This window comes from Kitasatospora sp. NPDC001683 (assembly GCF_053596495.1).
This window is the reverse complement of sequence record NZ_JBSFGK010000024.1, coordinates 58,341-84,266: the sequence shown is the minus strand read 5'-3', so window position 1 is coordinate 84,266 and position 25,926 is coordinate 58,341. Positions and strand designations below refer to the sequence as shown.

23 protein-coding genes and 1 tRNA gene are annotated in these 25,926 nt (G+C 73.2%); 13 read left to right on the top strand and 11 right to left on the bottom strand.

The genetic code is table 11. The features are described from left to right. Positions 1 to 268 precede the first annotated feature (268 nt). Positions 269 to 886, bottom strand: a complete 618-nt coding sequence (locus ACWCYO_RS15780) for a dihydrofolate reductase family protein (RefSeq protein ID WP_449784526.1) — start codon at positions 884 to 886, stop codon at positions 269 to 271. Between the two features lie 395 nt (positions 887 to 1,281). Then, the gene (locus ACWCYO_RS15775) at positions 1,282 to 2,370 is read right to left on the bottom strand and encodes a TOMM precursor leader peptide-binding protein (protein ID WP_270144299.1); all 1,089 of its coding nucleotides are present in this window, start codon (positions 2,368 to 2,370) and stop codon (positions 1,282 to 1,284) included. Positions 2,371 to 2,694: 324 nt separating this feature from the next. Between ACWCYO_RS15775 and ACWCYO_RS15770 the strand changes: the two genes are divergently transcribed. Further along, on the top strand, positions 2,695 to 3,381 hold the full coding sequence (locus ACWCYO_RS15770; RefSeq protein ID WP_405000652.1) for a M48 metallopeptidase family protein: 687 nt from the start codon (positions 2,695 to 2,697) through the stop codon (positions 3,379 to 3,381). Positions 3,382 to 3,499: 118 nt separating this feature from the next. On the opposite strand, the gene ACWCYO_RS15765 is transcribed toward ACWCYO_RS15770, so the two are convergent. Together ACWCYO_RS15765 and ACWCYO_RS15760 are read right to left on the bottom strand one after the other, a co-directional pair. Next, complete coding sequence (locus ACWCYO_RS15765) at positions 3,500 to 4,087, bottom strand: NUDIX hydrolase (RefSeq protein ID WP_270144297.1); 588 nt, start codon at positions 4,085 to 4,087, stop codon at positions 3,500 to 3,502. Next, complete coding sequence (locus ACWCYO_RS15760) at positions 4,084 to 5,601, bottom strand: zinc-dependent metalloprotease (protein ID WP_270144296.1); 1,518 nt, start codon at positions 5,599 to 5,601, stop codon at positions 4,084 to 4,086. Before ACWCYO_RS15760 ends, ACWCYO_RS15765 begins: the two co-directional genes overlap by 4 nt. A gap of 200 nt (positions 5,602 to 5,801) precedes the next feature. Between ACWCYO_RS15760 and ACWCYO_RS15755 the strand changes: the two genes are divergently transcribed. The 4 genes from ACWCYO_RS15755 (at position 5,802) to ACWCYO_RS15740 (ending at position 9,095) form a co-directional block, all read left to right on the top strand. Next, a complete protein-coding gene (locus tag ACWCYO_RS15755) occupies positions 5,802 to 6,950 on the top strand; it encodes an NAD-dependent epimerase/dehydratase family protein (RefSeq protein WP_405000651.1) in 1,149 nt (382 codons plus the stop codon). A gap of 143 nt (positions 6,951 to 7,093) precedes the next feature. Then, a complete protein-coding gene (locus tag ACWCYO_RS15750) occupies positions 7,094 to 7,534 on the top strand; it encodes a molybdenum cofactor biosynthesis protein MoaE (RefSeq protein WP_270144294.1) in 441 nt (146 codons plus the stop codon). 232 nt (positions 7,535 to 7,766) lie between these two features. After that, positions 7,767 to 7,940, top strand: a complete 174-nt coding sequence (locus ACWCYO_RS15745) for a hypothetical protein (protein ID WP_333493462.1) — start codon at positions 7,767 to 7,769, stop codon at positions 7,938 to 7,940. A gap of 42 nt (positions 7,941 to 7,982) precedes the next feature. After that, positions 7,983 to 9,095 (top strand): YlbL family protein, encoded by a 1,113-nt coding sequence (locus ACWCYO_RS15740; RefSeq protein ID WP_449784525.1) that lies wholly within the window; start codon positions 7,983 to 7,985, stop codon positions 9,093 to 9,095. Position 9,096: 1 nt separating this feature from the next. On the opposite strand, the gene ACWCYO_RS15735 is transcribed toward ACWCYO_RS15740, so the two are convergent. Continuing rightward, complete coding sequence (locus tag ACWCYO_RS15735; protein WP_270144289.1) at positions 9,097 to 9,669, bottom strand: PPA1309 family protein; 573 nt, start codon at positions 9,667 to 9,669, stop codon at positions 9,097 to 9,099. Between the two features lie 234 nt (positions 9,670 to 9,903). On the opposite strand from ACWCYO_RS15735, the gene ACWCYO_RS15730 reads away from it, so the two are divergent. The 3 genes from ACWCYO_RS15730 to ACWCYO_RS15720 all read left to right on the top strand — a co-directional run bounded on the left by ACWCYO_RS15730 (position 9,904) and on the right by ACWCYO_RS15720 (position 15,406). Next, entirely contained in the window at positions 9,904 to 12,918 is a 3,015-nt protein-coding gene (locus tag ACWCYO_RS15730; RefSeq protein ID WP_449784524.1) for a UPF0182 family membrane protein, read from the top strand. A 68-nt stretch (positions 12,919 to 12,986) separates the two neighbouring features. Further along, positions 12,987 to 13,060 (top strand) — tRNA-Met (locus ACWCYO_RS15725). A gap of 369 nt (positions 13,061 to 13,429) precedes the next feature. Further along, a complete protein-coding gene (locus tag ACWCYO_RS15720) occupies positions 13,430 to 15,406 on the top strand; it encodes a tetratricopeptide repeat protein (RefSeq protein ID WP_449784523.1) in 1,977 nt (658 codons plus the stop codon). 34 nt (positions 15,407 to 15,440) lie between these two features. Here ACWCYO_RS15720 and ACWCYO_RS15715 read toward each other — a convergent pair whose 3' ends face one another. After that, positions 15,441 to 15,854 carry a Fur family transcriptional regulator gene (locus tag ACWCYO_RS15715; protein WP_270144283.1) on the bottom strand — a complete coding sequence of 138 codons (414 nt, stop codon included), beginning with the start codon at positions 15,852 to 15,854 and terminating at the stop codon, positions 15,441 to 15,443. 104 nt (positions 15,855 to 15,958) lie between these two features. Between ACWCYO_RS15715 and ACWCYO_RS15710 the strand changes: the two genes are divergently transcribed. Further along, positions 15,959 to 17,434, top strand: a complete 1,476-nt coding sequence (locus tag ACWCYO_RS15710) for a catalase (protein ID WP_270144281.1) — start codon at positions 15,959 to 15,961, stop codon at positions 17,432 to 17,434. A gap of 238 nt (positions 17,435 to 17,672) precedes the next feature. Here ACWCYO_RS15710 and hisN read toward each other — a convergent pair whose 3' ends face one another. The 5 genes from hisN to ACWCYO_RS15685 form a co-directional block, all read right to left on the bottom strand. Then, positions 17,673 to 18,470, bottom strand: a complete 798-nt coding sequence (gene hisN, locus ACWCYO_RS15705) for a histidinol-phosphatase (protein ID WP_270144279.1) — start codon at positions 18,468 to 18,470, stop codon at positions 17,673 to 17,675. Between the two features lie 179 nt (positions 18,471 to 18,649). Beyond that, positions 18,650 to 18,973 (bottom strand): DMT family transporter, encoded by a 324-nt coding sequence (locus ACWCYO_RS15700; RefSeq protein ID WP_449784522.1) that lies wholly within the window; start codon positions 18,971 to 18,973, stop codon positions 18,650 to 18,652. A gap of 122 nt (positions 18,974 to 19,095) precedes the next feature. Beyond that, positions 19,096 to 20,151 carry a ribosome small subunit-dependent GTPase A gene (gene rsgA / locus ACWCYO_RS15695; RefSeq protein WP_270144275.1) on the bottom strand — a complete coding sequence of 352 codons (1,056 nt, stop codon included), beginning with the start codon at positions 20,149 to 20,151 and terminating at the stop codon, positions 19,096 to 19,098. 15 nt (positions 20,152 to 20,166) lie between these two features. After that, complete coding sequence (gene aroA, locus ACWCYO_RS15690; protein ID WP_449784521.1) at positions 20,167 to 21,528, bottom strand: 3-phosphoshikimate 1-carboxyvinyltransferase; 1,362 nt, start codon at positions 21,526 to 21,528, stop codon at positions 20,167 to 20,169. Between the two features lie 291 nt (positions 21,529 to 21,819). Further along, the gene (locus ACWCYO_RS15685) at positions 21,820 to 22,542 is read right to left on the bottom strand and encodes a M50 family metallopeptidase (RefSeq protein ID WP_270144271.1); all 723 of its coding nucleotides are present in this window, start codon (positions 22,540 to 22,542) and stop codon (positions 21,820 to 21,822) included. A gap of 138 nt (positions 22,543 to 22,680) precedes the next feature. On the opposite strand from ACWCYO_RS15685, the gene ACWCYO_RS15680 reads away from it, so the two are divergent. The 4 genes from ACWCYO_RS15680 to rsrA all read left to right on the top strand — a co-directional run bounded on the left by ACWCYO_RS15680 (position 22,681) and on the right by rsrA (position 25,622). Beyond that, a complete protein-coding gene (locus ACWCYO_RS15680; protein ID WP_270144268.1) occupies positions 22,681 to 23,433 on the top strand; it encodes an SOS response-associated peptidase in 753 nt (250 codons plus the stop codon). 21 nt (positions 23,434 to 23,454) lie between these two features. Further along, complete coding sequence (locus tag ACWCYO_RS15675; protein ID WP_270144266.1) at positions 23,455 to 24,093, top strand: alpha/beta hydrolase family protein; 639 nt, start codon at positions 23,455 to 23,457, stop codon at positions 24,091 to 24,093. A gap of 327 nt (positions 24,094 to 24,420) precedes the next feature. Beyond that, on the top strand, positions 24,421 to 25,164 hold the full coding sequence (locus ACWCYO_RS15670) for a sigma-70 family RNA polymerase sigma factor (RefSeq protein ID WP_333493461.1): 744 nt from the start codon (positions 24,421 to 24,423) through the stop codon (positions 25,162 to 25,164). Further along, complete coding sequence (rsrA, locus tag ACWCYO_RS15665) at positions 25,161 to 25,622, top strand: mycothiol system anti-sigma-R factor (protein WP_270144263.1); 462 nt, start codon at positions 25,161 to 25,163, stop codon at positions 25,620 to 25,622. The genes ACWCYO_RS15670 and rsrA overlap by 4 nt, the downstream gene beginning before the upstream one ends. Positions 25,623 to 25,926 lie beyond the last annotated feature (304 nt).

Genomic DNA, 25,926 nt, shown 5'->3' with positions numbered 1-25,926 from the left:
TTCACGCGGCCCGGCGGGCGGTGACTTCCCTTTGCGGGGAGTTGGGCGGCTTGATCCGGCGGGCGCCGTCGGCGGGGAGGACGCAGGGTGAGGCGGGCCGGGGAGGACTCTGGGGGCGGGCGGGGGGCTCGGTGTTGCGGTAGGTCGCCGGTGCGGGCGGGGCGGCGCCGCGGCGTCTGCCGCGGGGAGGCAGGGTGAGGCTCGGTGTTCTGGGCGGCCTGCGCAGGAAGTCGGCGGGGTCGACTTCCTGCGCAGGCGGGGTCGGGCGTCATGCGGTGGTGCCAGGGGCGTCGGCTTCGACGGCGCGGCGGTAAGTGGCCACGTGGACACCGGTCTTGGCGATCGCGGTGGAGGCCAGCTCGAGCGTGCGCCGCACGCCGTCGGTCGGGAAGAGCGACTTGCCGCCGCCGAGGAGCACGGGCATCACCATGAGCCGGAGCTCGTCCACCAGGTCCTCGCTCAGGAGGGTGCGGACGAGGGTCGGGCTGCCCATGATCAGCAGGTCGCCGCCGGCGGCCTCGCGCCGCTGCCGGACCCACTCGACGGCCGCGGTGCCAGGGACGAGGGTGCTGTTCGCCCAGGTGAGGTCGGCCTCGTCGAGGGTGTCGGAGACGACGTACTTCTTGATCGAGTTCATTTGGTCGGCGAGCGGGTCGCCGGCCCGGTCGGGCCAGGCGGCGGCCATGGTCTGCCAGGTGCGGCGGCCGAAGAGCAGGGCGTCGGCGGTGCTCATCGCCTCGTTGATGAAGGGGCCGAGGGTCTCCGGGTCGAAGAACCGGTGGGACCAACCACCATGGGCGAAGCCTCCGTCGGTGTCCTCCTGCGGGGCGCCGGGGGCCTGTACGACGCCGTCGAGGCTGATGAACTCGCTGATCACGATGCGCATGGGGTGCTCCTCTGGTGGCTTGTTCGGGTTGTGCAATGGAGACCGGGGGACCGGTGGAGACTCATTGCCCGCAAATGGTGACCTTGGTCACATTGTTGACGCTTCGGGGGTCCGCCCCCTCCCCCCACCCCCCCCACCCACCCGCCTCCTCCCGCCTCACCCGCCGCCTGCCCACCCACCTCCAGCCCTCGCCCCGCTCCTCGGAACAGCGGCTCCCGCTTCTCCCGGCCCGCGCCCTGCCCCAGGCGGGGCGCGGGCCATGGGCTCACCTGGCCATGGGCTCACCTGGCCGGGCGCTTCACCCGTGTCGGCCCGGATCTCAGGTCGGGCGGCTGCTGAGCCCCGCAGCCGCCGGGCCTGTGTCCGGTGCGTCCCTCGTTCCTCCCCTCTCCTCCTCAGCCCGGCGGCAGCGGCTGCCACAGGCAGCCGCAGTCCGGGTGTCCTCGTAGCCGCAGGCGGCGGGGCATCCCGTCGCCCGCCGAGACCTCGCACCAGCCGTCGACGCTCGGTGGCCGACCGCCGTCCAGGTACACCTGGACGTGGAGTGCGGCCAGGCCGGCGACGGCCGTCGCCAGGGCGGTGTCGCAGGCCGGTGTGCGGGCCCGGCCGGGGCCGTTGTCCGCCAGCTGGGCCAGGACCCGCGGCCAGGCCGCGTCCTCGTCCTCCCGCCGCAGCACCAGGCAGTGCCCGCAGGCGGACCTGCCCGGGATCACCAGCGGCCCGATGATGCCGAACTCCTCGACCACGCCCACGTACAAGTGCGGCACCCCAGCCCGGAGCAGCAGCCGGGCCTCGTACGTTCCGCCCGCGAAGGCGGCGCTGCCGTCCCTGGGCGCGAGGACCACGAAGTTGGGCGGCGGGTCGTCGGATTTCCGTCGTGGCACCGGGATCAGTGGACGGCCCGCGGCCCGCTGCACCGTCTCCCGGGCGACCGTCGCGCGCAGCCGCCCGACGTCCGCGGCCGGCAGCCCTGCGGGCGAGCAGTCGCCGGGCTGGACCCGCCCGCTGTCGGCCACGGTGACGGTGCCGGTACCGGCGGCGGCGAGCACCGCCGCGACGGCGGCGCCGACCCGGCCCGCGCCGCGCACCTCGATCCTGGTCTCGGCCCGCCGGGCCAGGACCGCGGGTGCGGCGCCGGGGCCGGAGTGGACCAGGGACAGGGAGGCGAGGTCGGGCCCGAGCAGGTCCCGGTGGGGCCGGGGGAAGCGGGAGAGCGCCCGGTCGGTCGCTTCCGCGTCGTCCAGCAGTCCGGTTTCCTCCAGTTCGCTCAGCAGGGTGTCGGTGGGCTCGCGGCCGAGCCCGATCCGCTCGCCGGCGGACAGCAGCTCGGGTCGGTCGCGCGTTCCGTCGACCAGTTCGAGGAACTCGCACAGGGTCTTGTCGGCGTTGCCGAGCACCCCGGCGTACCGGGTGATGGTGCCGAACTGCAGGGTCTCGGAGTCCCGCCAACTGCGGGACAGAGCGGGCTTCAGCACGAGGCGCACGACGATCTCCCTTCCGATCGTTTCCGGACGGCTGACCGCAGCATGCCCCATCGTGCCGACCGCGTGCAGAAAGTTATCCACAGGTCCGGGGGTATGATCACACCATCTGTTCGCAAGCCCTGTGGATAACTGGCTATCCGCCCTGACGTCGGTTTCCGGACACCCCGCGTCGGTCTTTCGTTCCCGATCGCTCCGTGAAAGATTTCGGCCACGGCACCGGACTTCTGTCAGCGGTACCGGGTAACGTCGTGTGCCATGGCAGCCGAGCGGGACTCCCATCCATCGGCGTCGCGTCGGCGTGCCCGTGCAGCGACCGGGTCGCAGGTGGCGGCGCCGAGCACGCGCGGGCGCCCGGACGAGGACCAGCGCGAGAAGCAGTGCGAGAGCCAGCACGAGAAGCAGCAGGCCAGAGCGCAGCACCCGCCCTCCGGGCTGGTGACCCCGGAGGCACACGACCGCAGCCGGGTCGAGGTGCGGCGCAGCGCCCGCCGGAGTCGTACCGTCTCCGCCTACCGCGAGGGCGATCGCACCGTGGTGCTGATTCCGGCTCGGATGTCGCACGCCGAGGAGCAGCGCTGGGTCGCACAGATGCTGGAGAAGCTCGCCGCTCAGGAACGTCGGCGGATCCTCGGGGACGATGCCCTGATGGCCCGGGCGCGGGAGCTGTCGGCGGCCCATCTGGGCGGTCGTGCCCAGCCCGTCCAGGTCCGCTGGGTGACCAATCAGAATTCGCGCTGGGGCTCGTGCACCCCCAGTGAGGGGACGATCCGGCTGTCCCACCGGCTGCAGGGCATGCCGGAGTACGTGCTGGACTACGTGCTGCTGCACGAGCTGGCGCACCTGCTGGTGCCGGACCACGGTCCGGCGTTCTGGGCGCTGCTGGAGGCCTATCCCCGGACGGAGCGGGCCCGCGGTTACCTGGAGGGCGTGGTGTCCGCCGCCCGTCTGCCGCACATTCCGGGGGCCCGGCACGGTGCACCCGGTCCGGATCCGGCGGCTTCCTGCGGGTGACGACGCGGACGACGGGATGACGGGTGGCGACGATGGCGACAGGTGATGAGGACGGGACACGAAAGGGGGCGCGGGCCATATCGGCCCGCGCCCCCTTGGCGCGTCGCACCTCAGTCGGTCAGGCGGTCAGCCGTCGGGCCCGGGCGACCAGGTCGCGCACCGAGTGGTCGGTGAGCTCCGGAAGCCGGTCGTAGTCGAACCAGCGCAGGTCCAGCGACTCCTCGCTGATCAGCGCCTGCGCCCCGGCCGGGGCCAGCGCGATGTACTGGACGTCCAGGTGGGTGTTCTCCGGCCGGTCCTTGCCGGTGCAGCGGACCTGGTGGCGGTCCAGCTTGGCGGGCACGGGGGAGTCGTTCTCCCGCAGCAGGGTGAGGTCGGGGATGCCGGACTCCTCGACGGCCTCGCGCAGCGCGGCGGAGGCGAGGTCGGCGTCGCCGAGCTCGCAGTGCCCGCCCATCTGCAGCCATCTGCCGACCTTGGGGTGCAGGGTGAGCAGCACCCGTCCGGCGACCGGGTCGACGACGGCCGCGCTCGCCGTGATGTGGGCGGGCAGGCAGGACCGGTACAGGCCCTCGGGCTGCTCGGCCAGGTGCGCGAGGTAGTCGAGCCGGAGCTGTTCCTGGTCCTGGTCGGTGGGCCGCCAGTCGGTCAGGGTGCGGACGGCGTCCGCGTGCAGGGTGGACGTGCCCGTCCCGGTGGCCGTCATGCGGTGGGCTCGTCCTTTCCGTCGGTGCCGTTCTCGTCGGTCTTCGGCTGGTCGTCCTTGGTGAGGTCGGGCTTGCCGGCCGCGGCTTCGCCCAGCAGCCTGTCGAGGGCGTCGAAGTCGAACCCGCCCTCCAGGTCGCCGCTGCCGCGGTGCACGAAGGCGTCGGGGTCGTCCAGGTCGGCGGCGGTGGGCAGCATGTCGGGGTGCTCCCAGAGCGCGTCGCGGCCCTCGACGCCGCGCGCGTCGGCGAGCAGCGCCCACAGCCGGGCGGCGTCGCGCAGTCGGCGCGGGCGCAGCTCCAGGCCGACCAGGGTGGCGAAGGTCTGCTCGGCGGGCCCGCCGGCGGCGCGGCGGCGGCGGACGGTCTCGCGCAGCGCGCCGGCCTGCGGCAGGTGGGGTTGGGCGGCGGCGTGGACGACGGCGTCGACCCAGCCCTCGACCAGCGCGAGCGCGGTCTCCAGGCGGGCGAGCGCGGCCTTCTGCTCGGGGGTGTCCTCGGGCTGGAGCAGGCCGCCGGCGAGGGCCTCCTGGAGGGCCTCCGGGTTGCTCGGGTCGAGCTGGCCGACGAGTTCCTCCATGCGGGAGGTGTCGACCTTGATGCCGCGGGCGTAGGCCTCGACGGCGCCGAGCAGGTGGGCCCGCAGCCACGGCACGTGGGCGAAGAGCCGCTGGTGGGCGGCCTCGCGCAGGGCGAGGTAGAGCCGGACCTCCTCGGCGGGCACGTTCAGGCCCTCGCCGAACTCGGCGACGTTCTGCGGCAGCAGGGCGGCCTTGCCGGCCGGGGCGAGCGGCAGGCCGACGTCGGTGGAGCCGACGACCTCGCCGGCCAGGGCGCCGAGCGCCTGGCCGATCTGGGTGCCGAACATGGCGCCGCCCATGGAGCGCATCATGCCCATCAGCGGGCCGGCCATGGCCTGCATCTCCTCGGGCAGGACGCCGCCCATGGCGGTGCCGACGCGCTCGGCGACCGGGTCGACGAGGTCCTTCCAGACCGGGAGGGTGGCCTCGATCCATTCGGCGCGGCTCCAGGCGACGGCGGTGCCGGCGCCGGAGGGGAACTCGGTGACGCCGTCGAGCCACAGGTCGGCCAGGCGCACGGCCTCCTCGACGGCGGCGCGTTCGGCGGCGCCGACCGAGCGGTCCTTGCTCTTGCCCTCGGCGGGTTCGGCGACGACGGTCTGCCGGGCGATGTTCTGGGCGAGTTCCCAGTTCACCGGGCCGCCCTCGAAGGAGAGCATCTGCCCGAGCTGCTGGAAGGCGGCGCCGAGGTCGCCGGGGTTGAGGCCGCCGAACATCGCGGCGAAGGGGTTGTCGGCTCCGGCGCCGCCGGGGCCGCCCGGGGTGCCGGGCATGCCGAACATCGCGCCGAAGGGGTTGCCGGTTCCGAAGCCGAACGGCTGCGGGCCGCCGGTGCCTTCCTGGCCCTGCTCCTTCTTCTGCGCGTCGTCGGGCTTGGCCTTGCCGTCCTCGGGCTCCTCGGGCGGAACGCCGAATCCGAAGGGAAGGTCGCTCACGGGGTCCTCGATCCGGTCGGCCGTCATGCGGGTGTGGCGGGAAGTGCTGCCCGCCCGGGGGTCCGGTGGAGCGGGGGACTCGTGGGCGGCTCCCGCGCGCAAGGCCCGCGCCGGGTGCACCGCCGGGCCTTCGCCTCGGGCAGGATGGACGTACGTGACACACGTCCGTACGCACATAAGCTAACCGTGGAGGATGGCCGGTGAGTTCCCCGCCTTCGGACGTTCGCTCTGGGCTGACCGCAGGAGAGGACGACCCGGACACCACGGTGTCGCCGCCTCCAGCCTACGGGGGGCGGCCGTTGACCGTGGCCGTCACCGGTGCGGCGGGTGCGCTGGGCGAGCGGGTCGCCGCCCGGCTGGTGGCCTCGCCGCACGTGCGCAGGGTGCTGGCGGTGGACGACCGGCGCGGTGAGGTCGCGGGCGTGCAGTGGCGGGTGCTGGACGTGCGGGATCCGGCGGTGGCCGAGCGGCTGGCCGGGGTCGACGTGGTGGTGCACCTGGCGATGGACTTCGGCATGGAGTCCGATCCGCGGGCCCGCAGCGCCTACAACGTGCGCGGCGCGCAGACGGTGCTGACCGCGGCCGCGGCCGCCGGGGTGCACCGGGTGGTGTTGTGCACCTCGGCGATGGTCTACGGGGCGCTGGCCGACAACGAGGTGCCGCTGGCCGAGGACTCCGAGCTGCGGGCGACCGAGGAGGCCTCGCTGGTCGGGGACCTGCTGGAGATCGAGCGCCTGGCGCGGCGGGCGCCGCGCGCCCACCCGGGGCTGCAGGTGACGGTGCTGCGCCCGGCGGTGGTGGTGGGCCCCGGGGTGGACACCGTGCTGACCCGGCACTTCGAGGCGCCCCGGCTGCTGGTGGTGGCCGGCTCCCGTCCGTGCTGGCAGTTCTGCCACGTCGACGACTTGGCGATGGCGCTGGAGTACGCGGCGCTGGGCCTGGTCGAGGGTGAGGTGACGGTCGGCTGCGACGGCTGGCTGGAGCAGGAGGACGTGGAGCGGCTGTCGGGGATCCGGCGGATGGAGCTGCCGGCCGCGCTGGCGCTCGGGACGGCGGCGCGGCTGCATCGGCTGGGCCTGACCCCGGCCCCGGCGGGGGACCTGGCGTACACGATGTACCCGTGGGTGGTGTCCGGCAGCAGGCTGTACGAGGCGGGCTGGCGTCCGGGGTTCACCAACGAGCAGGTGCTGGCCGAGCTGCTGGCGCAGGTGTCCGGCAAGCACGCGGTGGCGGGGCGCCGGCTGGGCGGCAAGGAGGCCGCGACCAGTCTGGGGGCGGCCGGGGCGACGGTGGCGCTGGTCGGTACGGCGGCACTGGTGCGCCGGGCCCGTAAGCGGCGGCGCCTCTGAGTCCGGGCTCGTGGTGTACGGAGCGGGCGGGGAACCGGTCGGGCGGGCGGCGGTGATTCTCGGATTCTCACGATGCGAAATTTCGTAATCGTGATGCGGAAGCCCCTTGCCGGGGTCGGCCCCGGATGGGCAATCATGGGGTCATGTCCGAGAACCACGACCCCATCCGCCTGCTCGCCATCCGCGACACCCCGCTCTCGCTGGACGAGGTGTACGAGGCGGTCGGCGACGACGCGGCCGGCGGCACCACCGTCTTCGTCGGGACGGTCCGGGACCACGACGGTGGCAAGTCGGTCGCCGCGCTGGAGTACAGCTGCCACCCCACGGCCGAGGAGGAGATGCGCCGGATCGCCGAGAAGGTCGTCGCCGACTTCCCGGTCAAGGCGCTCGCCGCGGTGCACCGGGTGGGCCGGTTGGAGATCACCGACAAGGCCGTGATCGTCGCCGTCTCCTGCGCCCACCGCGGCGAGGCCTTCGCGGCCGCCCGCCGGCTGATCGACGACCTCAAGCACGAGGTGCCGATCTGGAAGCACCAGGTGTTCGCCGACGGCGAGGAGGAGTGGGTCGGCGCCGACGGCTGCTGACCGCGCCCCTGCGGGGGCGGCGGAACCGGGTGCACACGGAGCGCGTCCCTCGGGTCAGGCGCGCCGTGACTTCACCCGAACGGGTTCGATCCGGTAGGCCGGATACTCCCTGGAAGTGAGCCGATCGGCCGTCCCGTAACCCGGACGGCGCCGGCCGCGTTGTCCGCCGGAGTGGTTAATCTGCTCATAGACACGACGAGCTGGGAGTACTGATATGGGTGCGCTCGCCTGGTTGATCATTCCGGTTGTCGCCGTCCTGGTCGCCGCCGCCTGGGCGGCCTGGGCCCAGCGGGCCCCGAAGGCCACGGGGGACCCGGCCTCGCTCGCCGAACACCGGCGCTTCATGGCCGCGATGGAACGCACCACCGCCGGCACCGGCACCCCCGGGGAGCGCTCCGGCCGGTAGCCCGGCGGGCAGCGCGTCACCCGCGTCCCGTACTGTCGAGGCATGCCACGCCGCTCCGCGACGATGCTCGCTGCCACCCTCCTGCTCATAGCGCTGCTCTGCGTCTCGGTGCTGATGAAGGTGCCGTACACGGAGATGAGCCCGGGCCCGACGTACAACACGCTCGGCGACCAGGGTGGCAAGCCGGTGATCAGCATCACCGGCCACGACTCGTACCGGACCTCCGGGCACCTCAACATGACCACCGTCCAGGTCACCGGGGCGAAGTACGAGCCCAGCCTGGTCAACGCGGTGATCGGCTGGATGCGCGACGACGTGCTGGTGGTGCCGCACGACAACGTCTACCCCAAGGGGCAGTCGGACGCCGACGCCAAGAAGCAGAACGCCGAGGAGTTCGCCTCCTCCGAGGACAGCGCCCGCACCGCCGCGCTCAAGCAGCTGGGCGTCCCGGTCGGCAACGAACTGATCGTCAAGTCGGTCACCGCGGGGGCCCCGGCCGAGGGCCGGCTGCACGCGGGCGACCAGATCGTCGCCGTGGACGGCACCGCCGTCGACTCGGTCGACCAGGTGGTCGCCGGCGTCACCAAGCACAAGCCCGGCGAGTCGGTGGTCTTCACCGTGGTGCCGCGGGCCAAGGACAACTCCGGCAACGGCTCGGCCACCCCGGGCACCAGGACCGACGTCACCGTCCCGACCGTACGGGCCAAGGACCTCGACCCGAAGGCCCCGGCCGAGCGGGCCGAGCTCGCGGTGGTCGGCATCGGCACCGGGATCCGGCACACCTACCCGTTCCAGATCGACATCGGCCTGCAGGACGTCGGAGGCCCCAGCGCCGGGCTGATGTTCTCGCTCGGCATCATCGACAAGCTCACCCCCGGCGGCGACCTGACCGGCGGCAAGTTCGTGGCCGGCACCGGCACCATCGACGACGACGGCAAGGTCGGCCCGATCGGCGGGATATCGATGAAGCTGATCGCCGCCCGGGACGCCGGGGCCGAGTACTTCTTCACCCCGTCCTCGAACTGCGCCGAGGCCACCAAGAACGTGCCGTCCGGGCTGACCTTGATCAAGACGGACACCCTGGACGGCGCGCTGAAGTCGCTGGAGCAGATCCGCTCCGGGCAGACCTCCGCGCTGCCGTCCTGCCCCAAGTGATCTAGGCGAAGGTCGCCAGCAGCGCGTCGGTCAGGCCGGGGACCAGGTCCGGGCCGGTCAGCACCTCGCGGGCGACGTCCTTGGAGCGCAGCCGCAGGGCGATCTCCTTCCGGCCGTCGCGCAGCACCGCGGCGGTGATCCGCACCTCCTCGCGCTGGGGGTGGTTGGCCACCCACTCGGCGAGCTGGGCGTCGGAGGCGCCCCGGGGGCGGGACTGCTCGGCGCCCGGCGGCAGCATCATCCGCTCGACCACCAGGGCGCAGCCGGCCACCGCGTCGGGCCAGGCGATGGTGCCGAGGAACTTGTCGAGCTCCATGCCGGCCGGGAGTTCGTCCTGCTCGACCGGGGTGAGGCCGGGCTCGTCGCCCTCCTCGAGGCCGAGTTGCTTGGCGATCCGGGGATCGGCCTTGCGCAGGGCGGCGCTGTCCACCAGGGCGAACAGGCGGGCCGGGAGGTCCCAGCCGAGGGTGGCGGCGTACTCGTCGATCTCCAGCGCGGCCCGGGTGAGCGGGGTGGCGGCCGGGAGCTTCGATACATCGTCGGGGGAGTTGTTCAGATCAGACGCGTCGGACATGACTCAATCCTCACACGCCGGGCGGTGGGCGCTCGCCGGGGCGGGGCGCAGCCGGCCGCGGCGGTCGGTGGCGGGGGCGCCCCCGGCGGGCCGGCGGGGGTCCGGTGGGGGTTGTGGGGGAACGGCGTCGTAACCGTCTGCTAACGGTGGGAACTCGGCCGAAGCCTGGTTTAGTTTTCCTGACGACCGATCGATTCCAGACGACACAGCTGAGGTGCCACCGTGGTATTCCAGATGCCGGAACGCTCAGGGCCGGGTTTCCGGCGGAGGGTGGGGCCGCCCTCCCGGCGGGCGCGGGTGGCGCTGCTGACCCTGGGCGTGCTCGCGGTGCTGTTCCTGCTGTTCGTCATGTTCGCCGGGTTCTGGACGGACTGGCTGTGGTTCAGGTCGGTCCGCTACTCCTCGGTGTTCACCACCCAGCTGTGGACGAAGATCGGGCTGTTCGCGGTGTTCGGCCTGCTGATGGCGGTGATCGTCGGCTTCAACGTCTGGCTGGCGCACCGGTTGCGGCCGCCGCTGTCGGCGATGTCGGTGGAGCAGCAGAGCCTGGACCGCTACCGGGCGGGTCTGGCGCCGTTCAAGCGCTGGGCGCTGATCGGCGTCTCGCTGGTGATCGGTCTGGTGGCGGGCGCCGCGGCGTCGGGCCAGTGGCGGACCTGGCTGATGTGGACGAACGCGACGTCCTTCGGGGAGAAGGACGCCCAGTTCGGCATGGACGTCTCGTTCTACGCCTTCGACCTGCCGTTCTACGAGTTCGTGCTGGGCTTCGCGTTCAGCGCGGTGATCGTCTCGCTGCTGACCTCGGCGCTGGTGCACTACCTGTACGGGGGGCTGCGGCTGCAGGGTCCGGGCCGTCGGGCGAGCGCGGGCGCGCAGGGGCACCTGGCGGTGCTGCTGGGCGTGTTCGTGCTGCTGAAGGCGGTGGCGTACTGGCTGGACCGGTACGCGCTGGCGGTGAAGACCGGCTCCTACAAGGGGGTGTCGGGCTGGACGGGCCTGCGCTTCGTGGACGCCAACGCGTTCCTGCCGGCCAAGACGATCCTGTTCTTCGTCGCGATCATCTGCGCGGTGCTGTTCTTCCTGACCCCGATCCGCCGGACCTGGGCGCCGGCCCTGATCGGGCTGGGGCTGATGGTGCTGTCGGCGGTGCTGATCGGCGGGCTGTACCCGGCGATCGTGCAGCAGTTCCAGGTCAAGCCGAACGAGCAGGCCAAGGAGACGCCGTACATCCAGAAGAACATCGACGCGACGCGGCGGGCGTACGGGATCGCGGACGCGCAGACCACGCCGTACGGTCCGCAGGGCTCGACCAGCGGCGACGCGCTGAAGCCGGACGCCCAGACCATCGCGGACGTGCGGCTGCTGGACCCGAACATCGTGTCGCAGACCTTCCAGTCGCTGGAGCAGGGGCGCAACTACTACGCCTTCCCGAGCACGCTGTCGGTGGACCGGTACGGCTCCGGCGCGGACAAGCAGGACACCGTGATCGGGCTGCGCGAGCTGGACCTCAACGGGGTGCAGCGCAACTGGATCAACGACCACTTCAAGTACACCCACGGGTACGGCGCGGTGGCCGCCAAGGGCAACCAGGTCGACGACCGGGGCCAGCCGGTGTTCACCGAGTCGGGCCTGCCGACCACGGGCACGCTGGGCGACTACCAGCAGCGGATCTACTACGGCGAGAAGACGACGACGTACTCGATCGTCGGCGGCTCGAACAAGGAGATCGACTACACCACGCAGACCGGGGAGAACAAGGAGTTCACCTACGGGGGCGACAGCGGGGTCTCGCTGGACAACCCGATCACCCGGGCCGCGTACGCGGTGCGCTTCGCCGAGCCGCAGATCCTGTACGCGGGGGCGATCACCGACGGCGCCAAGGTGATCTACAACCGGACGCCGAAGGAGCGGGTGGAGAAGGTCGCGCCGTGGCTGTCGATCGACGCCGACCCGTACCCGGTGGTGCAGGACGGCCACGTGGTGTGGGTGGTGGACGGCTACACCACCTCGGACGGCTTCCCCTTCTCGTCGAAGACGACGCTGGGCACCGCGACCAAGGACTCGCTGACCAACCAGCGCGGTGAGCTGCTGGCGGTGGCCAACCAGGTCAACTACATCCGCAACTCGGTCAAGGCCACGGTCGACGCCTACACCGGCGAGGTGAAGCTCTACCAGTGGGACGAGCGGGACCCGGTGCTGAAGACCTGGATGAAGGCCTTCCCGGGCACGGTCGAGCCGAAGGCGGACATCCCGCCGTCGCTGCTGCCGCACCTGCGCTACCCGCAGGACCTGTTCAAGGTGCAGCGCGACCTGCTCGGCCAGTACCACGTGACGGACGCCAACTCCTTCTTCAACGGCAGCGACATCTGGCAGGTCCCGGTGGACCCGACCAGTGACACCAGGCAGGTCCAGCCGCCGTACTACGTGACGGTGCGCACGCCGGACGCCGCCGCCGCGAGCTTCTCGCTGACCAGCACCTTCGTGCCGATCGGCCGCCCGAACCTGGCGGCGTTCATGTCCGTGGACGCGGACCCGGGGGCGGACTACGGGAAGATCCGGATCCTGAAGATGACGGGCGAGAGCGGCGCCCCCGGCCCGGGCCTGGTGCAGTCGAAGTTCAACTCCCGGCCGGAGGTGGCCCAGCAGATCACCCTGCTGAAGAACGGCGACTCGGAGCTGGAGTACGGCAACCTGCTGACCCTGCCGGTCGGCGGCGGGCTGCTCAACGTCGAGCCGGTGTACGTGCGCGGACGCGGCGCCAAGTACCCGACGCTGCAGAAGGTCCTGGCGGTGTACGGGGACGACAACGTGGCGTTCGAGGCCACCCTGCAGGACGCGCTGAAGAAGGTGTTCGGCGGGGCGGCTCCGCCGGCCACGCCGCCCGCGCCGTCCGGCTCGGGCGGTGCCACGACGCCGGGCGGCGGGACGACGCCGACCTCCCCGGGGACGCCGACGCCCGCGCCCACCGGGCCGGCCACCCCGGCGCCGGGCGGGACGATCTCGCCGGACCTGCAGAAGGCGCTGTCGGACGCGGAGAAGGCGTACAACGACAGCCAGACCGCGTTCAAGAACGGTGACTGGGTGGCCTACGGCAACGCCCAGAAGGCGCTCGGGGACGCCCTGAACGCGGCCGCGGCGGCGCGCGGCGCCGGCTCCGCGCCGGCTCCGACGACAGCTCCGTCCACGGCTCCGACGACCGCTCCGACGGCGGCGCCGACCGGGTCGGGGTCGCCGAGCCCGCACCCGTAGTCCCACTGAGCTGCGGTAACCGTTTTCGCTTTCCGTCCCGCGTCCGTGCTATGGTTCAACCACAACGACGCGGGGTGGAGCAGCTCGGTAGCTCGCTGGGCTCATAACCCAGAGGTCGCAGGTTCAAATCCTGTCCCCGCTACTCAGTGTCAGAGGCCCGGAGGATCATTCCTCCGGGCCTCTGTCGTTTCCGTGCGGACGTTCCGTCCGGAAGCGGTGGGAACCGCTCCGGTACTATCGACCGTCGCCAACGGGGACGGCACTGGGGTTTGTGGGGTGGAAGTGTCGGGAAATCGACAAAGCGCCGAAGCAATTTCGTCGGCTTCGGGTCCGCCCCGCCCGAATTCGGCCGGGGCAGGTGTACGCGGGTAGCGGGTGATGCGACGATGGGACACACGGGGGACGGTGCACGGCCGCTGATGGGCCGTCGGGTCCGGCGCCTCTCCTGGGAGTCCCCCCGGCCGTCGGCCGGGGCACGATGCCGCGACACTCTGGGGGAGCGGGAGTCGGCATGAGGCTGATCGGCAAGTCTGGTACCAAGTCCGGTGCGGCGGTCGAGGCGGACACCGACGCCTGGGCGGAGAGCGCCGAGAGCCCCGACAGCCGCCCGGGGGCCCTGCCCGCCCAGCGCACCAGCGGACTGTCCGAGCGCCCCCAGGCCGGCGGCTTCGGGCCCGACAGTCTCGTCCACGTGTCCACCCGTCAGTTCTCCGCCGCCGTCGGCCTGTACGGGGCGCCGGGCGGCGAGGAGTCGCCCGCCGGTGCCGCGCTGGACCCGGCCGGGCTGGACTCGACCAGCTTCGAGACCGCGCTGGCCGCCCGGGAGTCCGCCGCCCTGGAGGCGCGGCACCGGCAGGCCGCCGACGGCGGCGACGCGGACGCCGCCAGCCGGCTCGGCACCCTGCTGCTGCGCCGCGGTGACCTCGAGGACGCCGAGCCCTACCTCCGCGCCGCCGCGGCCGCCGGGGTGCGGGCCGCCGCCAACAACCTGGGCGTCCTGCTGCACCAGCAGGGCCACCGCGCCGAGGCCGGCCAGTGGTGGCACCAGGCCGCGGTGGCGGGCAGCGCCCCCGCCGCGCACGCGCTCGGACTCCAGCTGCGCGACCAGGGCGAGGAGGAGGCCGCCGAGTACTGGCTGCACTTCGCCGCCGACCACGGCCACCCGCTGGGCGCCTACGCGCTGGGCGACCTGATGGAGCACCGGCGCGACGTGCGGGCCGAGCGCTGGTTCAAGGTCTCCGCCGACGCCGGGCACCGCGAGGCCGCCTACCGGCTGGCCCGGATGCGCGAGGCCGCCGGCGACAAGGAGACCGCCGAGGCCTGGTACCGCACCGCCGCCGCCCGCAGTCACGCGCGCGCCGCGCTGCGCCTGGGCGTGCTGCTGGAGGAGCGCGCCCGCACCGACCAGTCGCTGCTGGAGGAGGCGGCCCGCTGGTACCGCCAGTCCGCGCAGAACGGCGAGCCGCGCGCCGCCTGCGCGCTCGGCTTCCTGCTGCGCGACTCCGGGGAGGTCACCGCCGCCGCCGAATGGTGGCGGGAGGCCGCCGAGGCCGGTGACGGCAACGCCGCCAACGCGCTCGGCGCCCTGCACGCGAGCCGCGGCGAGGCCAAGGAGGCCGAGCACTGGTACCGCACCGCCCTCGACGCGGGCGACCAGAACGGCGCCTTCAACCTCGGCCTGCTCTGCGCCGGCACCGGCCGCGAGCAGCAGGCCGAGCAGTGGTACCGCCGGGCCGCGTACGCCGGGCACCGGGAGGCCTGCAACGCGCTGGCCGTGGTGCTGCTGCAGCGCGGCGACGAGTCCGGCGCCGAGCCGTGGTTCTCCAAGGCCGCCGAGGCCGGCAGCGTGGACGGCGCCTTCAACCTGGGCGTGCTGCACGCCGGGCGCGGCGAGGCGCGGCAGGCCCAGGAGTGGTACGCGCGGGCGGCCGCCGAGGGGCACGGCGAGGCGGCGCTGCAGCTGGCCGTCGCCCAGGAGCAGCGCGGCAACCTGGCGGGCGCGCTGGAGCGCTACCGGCAGGCGGCGGCCGGCGGTTCGGCGGAGGGCGCGTTCCGGCTGGCCTCGGTGCTGGACCGGCGCGGGGACGCGGACGCGGAGGCCGAGCACTGGTACGCGCTGGCGGCCGACGCCGGGCACCGGCGGGCGCAGGTGCGGATGGGCGTGCGGGCGGCCGAGCGGGGTGCGCTGGAGATCGCCGAGAGCTGGTACCGGCGGGCCGCCGAGGCGGGCAGCCGCAGCGCCGCGTTCAACCTGGGGCTGCTGCTGGCCCGGCAGGACAGCGAGGCGGAAGCGATGCTCTGGTACACCCGGGCGGCCGATGCCGGGCACGGGCGGGCGGCGCTGCGCCTGGCGCTGCTGGCACTGCGCCGGGGCGAGCCGGTGCAGGCGGAGAACTGGTGCCGGCGGGCGATCGACTGCGGGCCGGCCGAGGTCGCGGAGCGGGCCGGGCGGCTGCTGGGCGCGCTGCACGCGGAGCTGAGCGCGTAGTAGTCCTGCGGGCCTTCAGGGCCTTCAGGGCCGTTCAGGGACGGCAGTCGGGGCACAGGCCGCGGTAGGTGACCTCGGCGGTGGTGACGGCGAAGCCGAAGCGTTCGGTGACGGGCAGCGCGGCGAGCGGGTCGCCCTGCGGGTGGACGTCGCGGATCGCGCCGCAGCCGGAGCAGATCAGGTGCTGGTGGGCGCGGTGGGCGTTGGGGTCGTAGCGCTTGGCGCGGCCGTCGGTGGCGACCTCCAGCACCTCGCCGAGGGCGACGAGTTCGCCGAGCGTGTTGTAGACGGTGGCGCGGCTGATCTCGGGCAGGCGACCGGCGGCGCGGGCGTGCACCTCGTCCGCGGTGAGGTGGACGTGCTCGCCGTCGAGGACCTCGGCCACCACGCGGCGCTGCGAGGTCAGCCGCCAGCCGCGTCCGCGCAGTCTCTCCAGCAGGTCACTCATGGAACCAGAATAAGTCACGCTCTGAGATTGGTTCCAGTGTTGACTTGGACGGAGTCCAAGTTAGGATCGTGTCATCACGACCGGATCCCTCGGAGGCACCCGTTATGACCACGCAGGACGAGCTGCGCCCGACCCTCACCACGGAGGCGGGTGCCCCTGTGGCCGACAACCAGAACACCGAGACCGCGGGCGTCGGCGGCCCGGCCCTGATCCAGGACCAGCTGCTGTTCGAGAAGCTCGCGCACTTCAACCGCGAGCGGATCCCGGAGCGGGTGGTGCACGCCCGCGGCGCCGGCGCGTACGGCACCTTCACGGTGACCGCCGACGTGACCCCCTGGACCCGCGCCGCCTTCCTGTCCGAGATCGGCAAGCGGACCGAGGTCTTCCTGCGCTTCTCCACCGTGGCCGGCAACCTCGGCGCGGCCGACGCGGTGCGCGACCCGCGCGGCTTCGCGCTGAAGTTCTACACCGAGGAGGGCAACTACGACCTCGTCGGCAACAACACCCCGGTGTTCTTCATCAAGGACGCCATCAAGTTCCCGGACTTCATCCACACCCAGAAGCGCGACCCGTACACCGGCTCGCAGGAGGCCGACAACGTCTGGGACTTCTGGGGTCTGTCGCCCGAGTCCACCCACCAGGTGACCTGGCTGTTCGGCGACCGCGGCATCCCGGCCAGCTACCGGCACCTGAACGGCTACGGCTCGCACACCTTCCAGTGGCAGAACGAGGCCGGCGAGCACTTCTGGGTCAAGTACCACTTCAAGACCGACCAGGGCATCCGCAACCTCACCCAGGCCGAGGCCAACAAGCTCGCCGGCGAGGACCCGGACAGCCACCAGCGCGACCTGCGCGAGGCGATCGAGCGCGGCGAGTTCCCCAGCTGGACGGTGCAGGTCCAGATCATGCCGGCGGCCGACGCGGCCACCTACCGCTTCAACCCCTTCGACCTGACCAAGGTCTGGCCGCACGCCGACTACCCGCCGATCGAGATCGGCCGGCTGGAGCTCAACCGCAACCCCGACAACGTCTTCGCCGAGGTCGAGCAGTCGGTGTTCTCCCCGGCGCACTTCGTGCCCGGCATCGGCCCGTCCCCGGACAAGATGCTCCAGGGCCGCCTCTTCGCCTACGCCGACGCCCACCGCTACCGGGTCGGCATCAACGCCGACCACCTGCCGGTGAACCGCCCGCACGCCACCGAGGCCCGCACCAACAGCCGCGACGGCTACCTGTACGACGGCCGGCACGGGCGGCAGAAGAACTACGAGCCGAACAGCTTCGGCGGCCCGGTGCAGACCGGCCGCCCGCTGTGGGCCGCGACCGCGCTCGACGGGTACACCGGCACCCACGCGGCGCCCTCGCACGCCGAGGACGACGACTTCGTGCAGGCCGGCGACCTGTACCGGCTGTACTCCGAGGACGAGAAGCAGCGGCTGATCGCCAACCTGGCGGGCTTCATCGCCAAGGTCTCGGCCGACCGCGAGGACATCGTGGAGCGGGCGATCGACAACTTCCGCAAGGCCGACGCCGACTACGGGCAGCGGCTGGAGACGGCGGTCCGGGAGCTGCGCAAGCAGTAGGACGGGCCGAGCGAGCGGCGGGCCCCTTGACCAGCTCCCACTGGTCAAGGGGCCCGCGCTGCTACTCGCCCGCGCTGCTACTCGCCCGCTCGCCTCCGGGGCGCTCGGACCCGGTGCCGACGGTCGGCGCTCCCTCGCTCCTGCGTCGCTCCCTCGCTTCTCCCTTTCGGCACCGGCGCGCCCCTTCGGCTCGGGGCGGGCTCGCCAGCCGAAGGGGCTCGGGGCGGGGCGGCGGGGCTCAGACGGACAGGCGCCGCAGGGTCTCCTCGTGCAGCAGGCCGTTGCTGGCCACCGCGTCCGCGCCGCCGGGGCCGGGGACGCCGTCCAGGCCGGTGAAGCGGCCGCCGGCCTCCTCGACGACGATGCAGGGCGCGGCCATGTCCCACAGCGACAGCTCGGGCTCGGCGGCGATGTCCACGGCGCCCTCGGCGACCATCATGTAGGACCAGAAGTCGCCGTAGGCGCGGGTGCGCCAGCAGGCACGGGTGAGGTCCAGGAACGGGTCGAGCCGGCCGCGGTCCTCCCAGCCGGTGAGGGAGGAGTACGAGAGGGAGGCGTCCTCGATCCGGGAGACGCCGGAGACGTGGATCCGGGAGGCCTTGGCGAGGCTGCGGCCCGCGTAGGCGCCCAGGCCCTTGGCCGCCCACCAGCGGCGCTGCAGCGCCGGGGCGGAGACGATGCCGACCACCGGGCGTTCGACGCCGTCCGGGCCGTCCTCCAGCAGGGCGATCAGGGTGGCCCAGACCGGGACGCCGCGGATGTAGTTCTTGGTGCCGTCGATCGGGTCGATCACCCAGCGGCGCGGGCCCGAGCCCTGCAGGCCGAACTCCTCGCCGAGGACGGCGTCGCGCGGGCGGGCGCGCTGGAGCACGCTGCGCACGAGCTCCTCGGCGGCCTTGTCGGCGTCGCTGACCGGGGTGAGGTCCGGCTTGGTCTCGATCTTCAGGTCGAGGGCGCGGAAGCGCTCCAGCGTGACCGAGTCGGCCGAGTCGGCGAGGACGTGGGCGAGTCGGAGATCGTCGTGGTAGTCGGCCATGTCGGAAACCCTAGCTCAGGCCGCCCTGAGCCGAAGGGGCGCGCCGGTGCCGAAAGGGTGGGCCCCTCCCCGCCCGCTGGCGGGCAAGGAGGGCGAGCGACAAACGAGGAACGAGCGCCGGAGCGCCGACCGTCGGCGCCGGGTCCGAGCGCCCTGGAGGCGAGTGGGCGAGTCGCAGCTCAGTGGGCGGTGCCGCTGAGCTGGAGGCCGATCACGCCGGCGATCACCAGGGAGATGGAGACCAGCTTGAGCACCGAGGTGGTCTCGTCCAGGAAGACCATGCCGTAGACGGCGGTGCCGGCCGCGCCGATGCCGGTCCACACCGCGTAGGCGGGGCCGACCGGCAGGCTCTTCAGCGAGAGGGTGAGCAGCCCGAAGCTGCCGAGGGCGAACGCGCAGAAGCTGATGGTGGGCCAGAGCTTGGTGAAGCCCTCGCTGAGCTTGAGGTTGATCGCGAAGCCGGTCTCCAGCAGGCCGGCCAGGACCACCAGGGCCCATGCCATCGCGTGCCCTCCCTGTCGATCGACGGGCGGGCCGTTGCCCGGCCCGACTTTCCTATGATCACCAGGCGGGGCCGGTCCGACACCTCGAACGGGCCATGAACCCAAGGGGGGCGGCGCAGCCGTCAGTCGCCCTCGCGGGCCTCCTTGCTGGACAGCAGGCGGCGCAGCGAGTAGAGCCGGGCGGCCTCGGCGTGGCCGTCGGCGACCCAGGCGTCCAGGGCGCAGTCCGGCTCGTCGTGGCTGCACGCGCGCGGGCAGTCGACGGTGCCGGGCTCCAGGTCGGGGAAGGCGTGGATGACCCGGGACGGGTCGATGTGCGAGAGGCCGAAGGAGCGGAAGCCGGGCGTGTCGATCACCCAGCCGGTGTCGAGCGCCTTCCTGGAGCCGGGCTTGGCGCCGGGCGGCGGGGGCAGCCGCAGGGCGAGGGCCGAGACGGTGGTGTGCCGGCCGCGGCCGGTGACGGCGTTGACCTGGCCGGTCTGCCGTTGGCGGTCCGGGACGAGGGCGTTGACCAGGGTGGTCTTGCCGACGCCGGAGTGGCCGATGAACACCGTGGAGAGTCCGCGCAGGTGCTCGCGGACGGCCTCGGCGCCGGTGGTCGCCAGTTCGTCCCGGCGGGTGACGACGTAGTTGATGCCGAGCGGGGCGTAGGACTCCAGCAGCGGCTCGGCCGGGGCGAGGTCCGATTTGGTGAGCACCAGCAGCGGTTCCATGCCCGCGTCGTAGGCGGCGACCAGGCAGCGGTCGATCAGCCGGGGGCGGGGCTCGGGGTCGGCCAGCGCGGTGACGATGGCCAGCTGCTCGGCGTTGGCGACGACGATCCGCTCGTACGGATCGTCGTCGTCCGCGGTGCGCCGCAGCACCGAGCTGCGCTCCTCGACCCGGACGATCCGGGCGAGGGTGTCGGTGTCGCCGGAGAGGTCGCCGACGAGGTTGACCACGTCGCCCACGACGACGCCCTTGCGGCCCAGCTCGCGGGCCTTCATGGCGACGACCTGGCGCTCCTGCTTGGTCCCCGGGTCGACCAGGCAGGTGAGCCGGCCGCGGTCGACGGTCAGGACCATCGCCTCGGCGGCGTCCTCGTGCTTGGGCCGGATCCGGGTCCGCGGCCGGGAGCCCCGGCGGGCGGGGCGGTTGCGGATGTCGTCCTCGTCGGCGTCCTTGCCGTAGCGGCGCATGGTTCCAGTCTCCGCTCAGGCGTCCGTCGCCGCTCCGCCGTCGCGGTCGCCGTCGCGGTCGCCTTCGCCGAGCAGCTCCGCCCACATCTTGGGGAAGTCGGGCAGGGTCTTGGCGGTGGTGGCCACGTTCTCCACCTCGACGCCGGGCACGGCGAGGCCGAGCACCGCGGCGGCGGTGGCCAGTCGGTGGTCCTCGTAGGTGTGGAAGACGCCGCCGCGCAGCGGGCGCGGGCGGATCCGCAGGCCGTCCTCGGTCTCGCTGACGTCGCCGCCGAGGTCGTTGATCTCCTTGGCGAGGGCGGCGAGCCGGTCGGTCTCGTGCAGGCGCAGGTGGGCGATGCCGTACAGGTGGGACTCGGAGTCGGCGAGGGCGGCGACGGCGGCGATCACCGGGGTGAGCTCGCCGACGTCGTGCAGGTCGGCCTCGATGCCGTGGATCCGGCCGGTGCCGGTGAACCGCAGGCCCTCGTCGGTGAACTCGCAGCTGCCGCCCATCCGGGTGTAGAGGTCGCGCAGCTGGTCGCCGGGCTGGGTGGTGTGCTTGGGCCAGTCGCGCACGGTCACCCGGCCGCCGGTGACCAGGGCGGCGGCGAAGAACGGGGCGGCGTTGGACAGGTCGGGCTCGACCACCAGGTCGCGGCCGAGCAGGGCGCCGGGGGTGACCCGCCAGACGTCCTTCTCCCCGCCGTCCTCGGGGGCGTCGACCTGGGCGCCGGCCAGGCGCAGCATCTCGACGGTCATCCGGATGTGCGGCAGCGACGGGACGGGCCCGCCGACGTGCCGGACCTCGACGCCGTGGTGGTAGCGGGCGCCGGAGAGCAGCAGGGCGGAGACGAACTGGGAGGAGGAGGAGGCGTCCAGCTCCACCGGGCCGCCGTCGAGGCCGCCGGTGCCGACGACGGTGAGCGGGAAGGTGCCGCGGCCGTCGTCCTCGATCCGGGCGCCGAGCGCGCGCAGGGCGTTGATCACGCCGTGCTGGGGGCGCTCGTGGCTGCGCGGGTCCCCGTCGAAGTGGACCGGGCCGTCGGCGAGGGCGGCGAGCGGGGGCAGGAAGCGCATCACCGTGCCGGCGTTGCCGACGTCGACGTTGGCGGGGCCGCGCAGCACGGGGGCGGGGATGACCCGCCAGGCCTCGCCGCCGCCGGTGCCACCGGCGTCGTTGTTGACCTTCTCCTCGATGGTGACGCCGAGGGCGCGCAGGCCGTCGGCCATCAGCTGGGAGTCACGGCTGCGCAGCGGTCGGCGCACCCAGCCGGGCCCGTCGGCGAGTGCCGCCAGCACCAGGGCCCGGTTGGTGACCGACTTGGAGCCGGGGATGGTGACGGTGGCGTCGACTGGGGCGGTGGCGACGGGGGCGGGCCACAGGGTCTCGGTCATGTGAGCCAGTCTAGGGGCCGCACCGGGGCGGTCCGGATACTGGACGATGACTCGCCCGCTCGCCTCCGGGCCGCTCCGGCCCGGTGCCGACGGTCGGCGCTCCGGCGCTCGTGCCTCGCTTGTCGCTTCTCGCTTTCGGCACCGGCGCGGCCCTTCGGCTCGGGGCGGGTGCTCGCCCGCTCGCCTCCGGGCCGCTTCGGACCCGGTGCCGACGGTCGGCGCTCCGGCGCTCGTGCCTCGCTTGTCGCTTCTCGCTTTCGGCACCGGCGCGGCCCTTCGGCTCGGGGCGGGTCACAGTGGTTGGAGCAGCCAGCTGGCGCCCAGGGCGAGGCAGGCGAGGGCGATCAGCAGGAAGACGGTGACCCAGGCCAGGGCGGGGACGTGGGTGAGCCGGGCGAGCTGGTCGGCGTCGGAGTCGCGGGCCCAGCCGATGCGGCGCTGGTGCTGGAGTTCCAGGACCGGGCGCACCGCTCCGAACAGCAGGAACCAGCAGCCGAGGTAGGCGAAGCCGGCCTGGACCTGGGCGCTGCCGAACCAGGAGACCAGGAAGAAGGCACCGCCGGCGATCAGGACGGTGAACAGGCCGTAGACATTGCGGATGCGGACGAGCAGGGCCAGCAGCAGGGCGACGGCCAGCCACAGCAGCAGGGTGATCCGGTCGGCGGCGAGCAGGGCGGCGCAGCCGAGGCCGAGCAGGGCGGGGGCGGTGTAGCCGGCGGCGGCGGTGAGGACCATGCCGGGGCCGGTGGGGCGGCCGTAGGAGAGGGTGAGGCCGGAGGTGTCGGAGTGCAGCCGGATGCCGGCGAGCTTGCGGCCGGTGGCGAGCGCGGCGAGGCCGTGGCCGCCTTCGTGGGCGATGGTGACGGCGTTGCGGGCGACGTGCCACAGCGGGCGGGCGAGGACGGCGAGCAGGGCGGCGCAGCCGGTGGCGAGGACGAGCCAGCCGGGCGGGGCGGCCTGGGCGCCGGTGACCCGGTCCCACAGTTCGCCGAGGTTCTGGTTGTTCGGGTTCATCGGCGGGTCTGCGCCTCCGTTCGCTGCGTTGGGCCGTTCGGGGCAGCCTCCCATGCCGGGACGGGAGGGCGGGAGCGGGCGGTTGCGGTCCGTGGATGAGGAAGTGGTGAGGGCGGGCGGCGTGGCAAGCTGGCCCGCATGTGCGGTCGCTTCGCAGCCAGCAGCAAGCCCGAGGACCTCGTCGAGCTGTTCGACGTGGAGTTCTGGGACCCGGCGGAGTCCCTGGACCCGAACTGGAACGTGGCACCGACCAACAGCGCCTTCGTGGTGCTGGAGCGGTTGTCTAAGGGGGCGCCGCGGCCGGTGCGGCAGCTGCGGGCGCTGCGCTGGGGGCTGGTGCCGCAGTGGTCGAGCTCCGCCGAGACGGCGGTGAAGATGATCAACGCGCGGTCGGACACGGTGCACGAGAAGCCCGCCTACCGGCAGGCCTTCGCCTCGCGCCGGTGCATCCTGCCGGTGGACGGCTACTACGAGTGGCAGACGGTGCCGGGGGAGCGGGGCAGGGCCCGCAAGAAGCCGTTCTTCGTCTCGCGGGCGGGCGGCGGCCCGCTGGCGCTGGCCGGGCTGTACGAGTTCTGGCGCAACCGGGCGGTGCCGCCGGGGCACCCGGAGGCCTGGCTGGTGACGTTCACGATCGTCACCACGGACGCCGAGGAGGCGCTGGCGCCGATCCACGAGCGGATGCCGCTGTTCCTCGCCCCGGACTCCTGGGGCGAGTGGCTGGATCCGGGGCTGGACGACCCGGAGGAGGTGCGCCGGCTGCTGATACCCCCGCCGCCCGGCGCGCTGCTGGCCACGCCGGTGTCGCCGGCGGTGGGCAACATCCGCAACAACGGCCCGGAGCTCAAGGAGCCGTGGGTCGAGGTCGAGTACGAGACCACACTGTTCTGAACGTCGTTGGGAGCCGCTGAGATGACCACCTCCGAACTGGTCGCCACCGAGGCCGGGGACGCCCGGATCACGTACCACCGGGCGGCCGCCCCGAAGGCGGTGCTGGCGCTGGGGCACGGCGCGGGCGGCGGGATCGGGGCCCGGGACCTGGTGGCGCTGGCGGAGCGGTTGCCGGCGCGGGGGATCACCGTGGCGCTGGTCGAGCAGCCGTGGCGGGTGGCGGGCCGCAAGCTCGGTCCGGCGCCGAAGACCCTGGACCTCGGCTGGCGGCCGGTCGCGGAGCGATTGGCCGGGCAGGGGGTGCCGCTGGTGGTCGGCGGGCGCAGCGCCGGGGCGCGCGTGGCCTGCCGGACGGGGGCGGCGAGCGGTGCGGTGGGGGTGGTGGCGCTGGCGTTCCCGCTGCACCCGCCGGGCAAGCCGGAGAGGAGCCGGGCGGAGGAGCTCCTGGAGTCGGGGCTGCCGACGCTGGTGGTGCAGGGCGCGGCGGATCCGTTCGGCGGGCCGGAGGAGTTCCCGGAGCTGCCGCGGGGGCACGAGCTGGTGGCGCTGCCGTACGGGAACCACGGGTTCGAGGTGCCCAAGCGGGCGTCGCTGGGGCAGGACGAGGTGCTGGGGATGATCTGCTCGGCGGTGGGGGACTGGGTGCTGGGGCTGCTGTGATCCCTCCCGCTGGTGTGGTCCCGCTGGTGCGACTCCGCCGCGATGAGCAGGGCGTTTCCGCTCGCTCACTCGTGCGAGTGAATGGCGGGCCGGGGCGGGAATGCGGGCGGGGTCGGGGTGGTTGTCGTCTCCGTCAGCACGAGTCACCGGTGAGAGGCAGGGCAGATGGGTTCGATCGCGTGCCCCGAACGGCCTGAGGAGCGTGAGGCCGCCGTGGCGTTCGCTCCCTCCTGGTCGGAGTGGATTGACGCGGGCGAGAAGCCCGTCAGCCCGATATCCTCCATTTCTGGGCGGCCCGCCGTGGGCCGCGCGCGTGTTGCCGAGGAGGTGGGTCCGGTCGTCGGGACCGAGCACGAGGCCGAGCCGGGCCGGGGTCCGGACGAGGCCCAGCCTGCGGGCGAGGCGCTCACCGGTGAGGAACTGGCCGAGGCGATCGGTGAGGACACCTTCCGGGTGTCGGCGGAGGAGTCCGAGGAGGCCCGGCGGGAGCGCTTCGAGCGCGACGCCCTGGGGTACCTCGATCCGATGTACTCCGCGGCGCTGCGCATGACACGCAACCCCGCGGACGCGGAGGACCTGCTCCAGGAGGCGTTCGCGAAGGCGTACGCGTCCTTCCACCAGTTCCGTGAGGGCACGAACCTCAAGGCCTGGCTGTACCGCATCCTCACCAACACGTTCATCAACTCGTACCGCAAGAAGCAGCGGGAGCCCCAGCGCACCGCGGCGGAGGAGATCGAGGACTGGCAGCTGGCCAGGGCCGAGTCGCACATGTCGACCGGTCTGCGCTCGGCCGAGACCCAGGCGCTCGACCACCTCCCCGACAGCGATGTGAAGGACGCGCTCCAGGCCATCCCGGAGGAATTCCGGATCGCCGTCTATCTCGCGGACGTAGAAGGCTTTGCGTACAAGGAGATCGCGGACATCATGGGTACTCCCATCGGTACGGTGATGTCCCGGCTGCACCGCGGCCGCCGGCAGCTGCGCGGCATGCTGGAGGACTACGCCCGTGAGCGCGGGCTGGTCCCGGCCGGCAGCGGGGCAGGGCAGGAAGCGAAGGGCTCGGGCTCATGAGCTGCGGCGATCCGCACGAAACCGAGTGTGGCGAGGTCCTCGACCACCTCTATGAATTCCTCGACAACGAGATGGCCGAGGGCGACTGCGCCAAGTTGCGGGTGCACTTCGAGGAGTGCTCGCCCTGCCTGAAGCAGTACGGGCTGGAGCAGGCGATCAAGGCGCTGATCAAGCGTTCCTGCGGCTGCGACGACACCCCGGCGGACCTGCGCGGCAAGGTGCTGGCCAGGATCGACTCGATCCGGGCCGGGCAGCGCTCGGGCGATCCGGTGGTGGTCGCCGCGGAGGCCTCGGTCGAGGTGCACGCCGAGTCGGCCCGCCCGGCGCCCAGGCCGGGGCAGTCCCCGGCGCAGGCTCAGGAGCGCGCCCAGGCGCAGTCCCCGGCGCAGGGGGGCGCGGCCGAGGAGCCCGCCGTGCGCCCCGGTGCGCCGGTCGAGGCGGGAGCCCCGGCGGAGTAGTCCGGCGGGTGGCCCGTACGTCCGCCGGCGAGGGCGGGCGAAACGGTCGGGCAGGGAGTTCAGCGGCCCCGGGAGCGTGTGCTCCCGGGGCCGCTCCCGTCCTGCTCGCATGCGCCCTCACTCGTTCGAGTGAGTTGGCGGTGCGCCAACTGCGCCATTGCGCGATCATGCGTCCCCGCGCCCGGACGGCGGCCTATCCTCCTGACGGACGCTCACCGCCGGTCATCCCGGCGCGCTGAGGCAAGACGGGGTCCGGACGCGGGGAGGTCGAGATCGCTACCGACAGTGGAGGCGCGACCCTGCC

What these genes read in the sequence shown, in the direction of transcription:
- ACWCYO_RS15735 (WP_270144289.1), bottom strand. Translation starts at nt 9,669, where the DNA reads ATGTCCGACGCGTCTGATCTGAACAACTCCCCCGACGATGTATCGAAG.
- ACWCYO_RS15780 (WP_449784526.1), bottom strand. Translation starts at nt 886, where the DNA reads ATGCGCATCGTGATCAGCGAGTTCATCAGCCTCGACGGCGTCGTACAG.
- ACWCYO_RS15750 (WP_270144294.1), top strand. Translation starts at nt 7,094, where the DNA reads ATGTCCGAGAACCACGACCCCATCCGCCTGCTCGCCATCCGCGACACC.
- ACWCYO_RS15720 (WP_449784523.1), top strand. Translation starts at nt 13,430, where the DNA reads ATGAGGCTGATCGGCAAGTCTGGTACCAAGTCCGGTGCGGCGGTCGAG.
- rsrA (WP_270144263.1), top strand. Translation starts at nt 25,161, where the DNA reads ATGAGCTGCGGCGATCCGCACGAAACCGAGTGTGGCGAGGTCCTCGAC.
- ACWCYO_RS15700 (WP_449784522.1), bottom strand. Translation starts at nt 18,973, where the DNA reads ATGGCATGGGCCCTGGTGGTCCTGGCCGGCCTGCTGGAGACCGGCTTC.
- ACWCYO_RS15685 (WP_270144271.1), bottom strand. Translation starts at nt 22,542, where the DNA reads ATGAACCCGAACAACCAGAACCTCGGCGAACTGTGGGACCGGGTCACC.
- ACWCYO_RS15680 (WP_270144268.1), top strand. Translation starts at nt 22,681, where the DNA reads ATGTGCGGTCGCTTCGCAGCCAGCAGCAAGCCCGAGGACCTCGTCGAG.
- hisN (WP_270144279.1), bottom strand. Translation starts at nt 18,470, where the DNA reads ATGGCCGACTACCACGACGATCTCCGACTCGCCCACGTCCTCGCCGAC.
- rsgA (WP_270144275.1), bottom strand. Translation starts at nt 20,151, where the DNA reads ATGCGCCGCTACGGCAAGGACGCCGACGAGGACGACATCCGCAACCGC.
- ACWCYO_RS15715 (WP_270144283.1), bottom strand. Translation starts at nt 15,854, where the DNA reads ATGAGTGACCTGCTGGAGAGACTGCGCGGACGCGGCTGGCGGCTGACC.
- ACWCYO_RS15730 (WP_449784524.1), top strand. Translation starts at nt 9,904, where the DNA reads ATGCCGGAACGCTCAGGGCCGGGTTTCCGGCGGAGGGTGGGGCCGCCC.
- ACWCYO_RS15765 (WP_270144297.1), bottom strand. Translation starts at nt 4,087, where the DNA reads ATGACGGCCACCGGGACGGGCACGTCCACCCTGCACGCGGACGCCGTC.
- ACWCYO_RS15710 (WP_270144281.1), top strand. Translation starts at nt 15,959, where the DNA reads ATGACCACGCAGGACGAGCTGCGCCCGACCCTCACCACGGAGGCGGGT.
- ACWCYO_RS15740 (WP_449784525.1), top strand. Translation starts at nt 7,983, where the DNA reads ATGCCACGCCGCTCCGCGACGATGCTCGCTGCCACCCTCCTGCTCATA.
- ACWCYO_RS15675 (WP_270144266.1), top strand. Translation starts at nt 23,455, where the DNA reads ATGACCACCTCCGAACTGGTCGCCACCGAGGCCGGGGACGCCCGGATC.
- aroA (WP_449784521.1), bottom strand. Translation starts at nt 21,528, where the DNA reads ATGACCGAGACCCTGTGGCCCGCCCCCGTCGCCACCGCCCCAGTCGAC.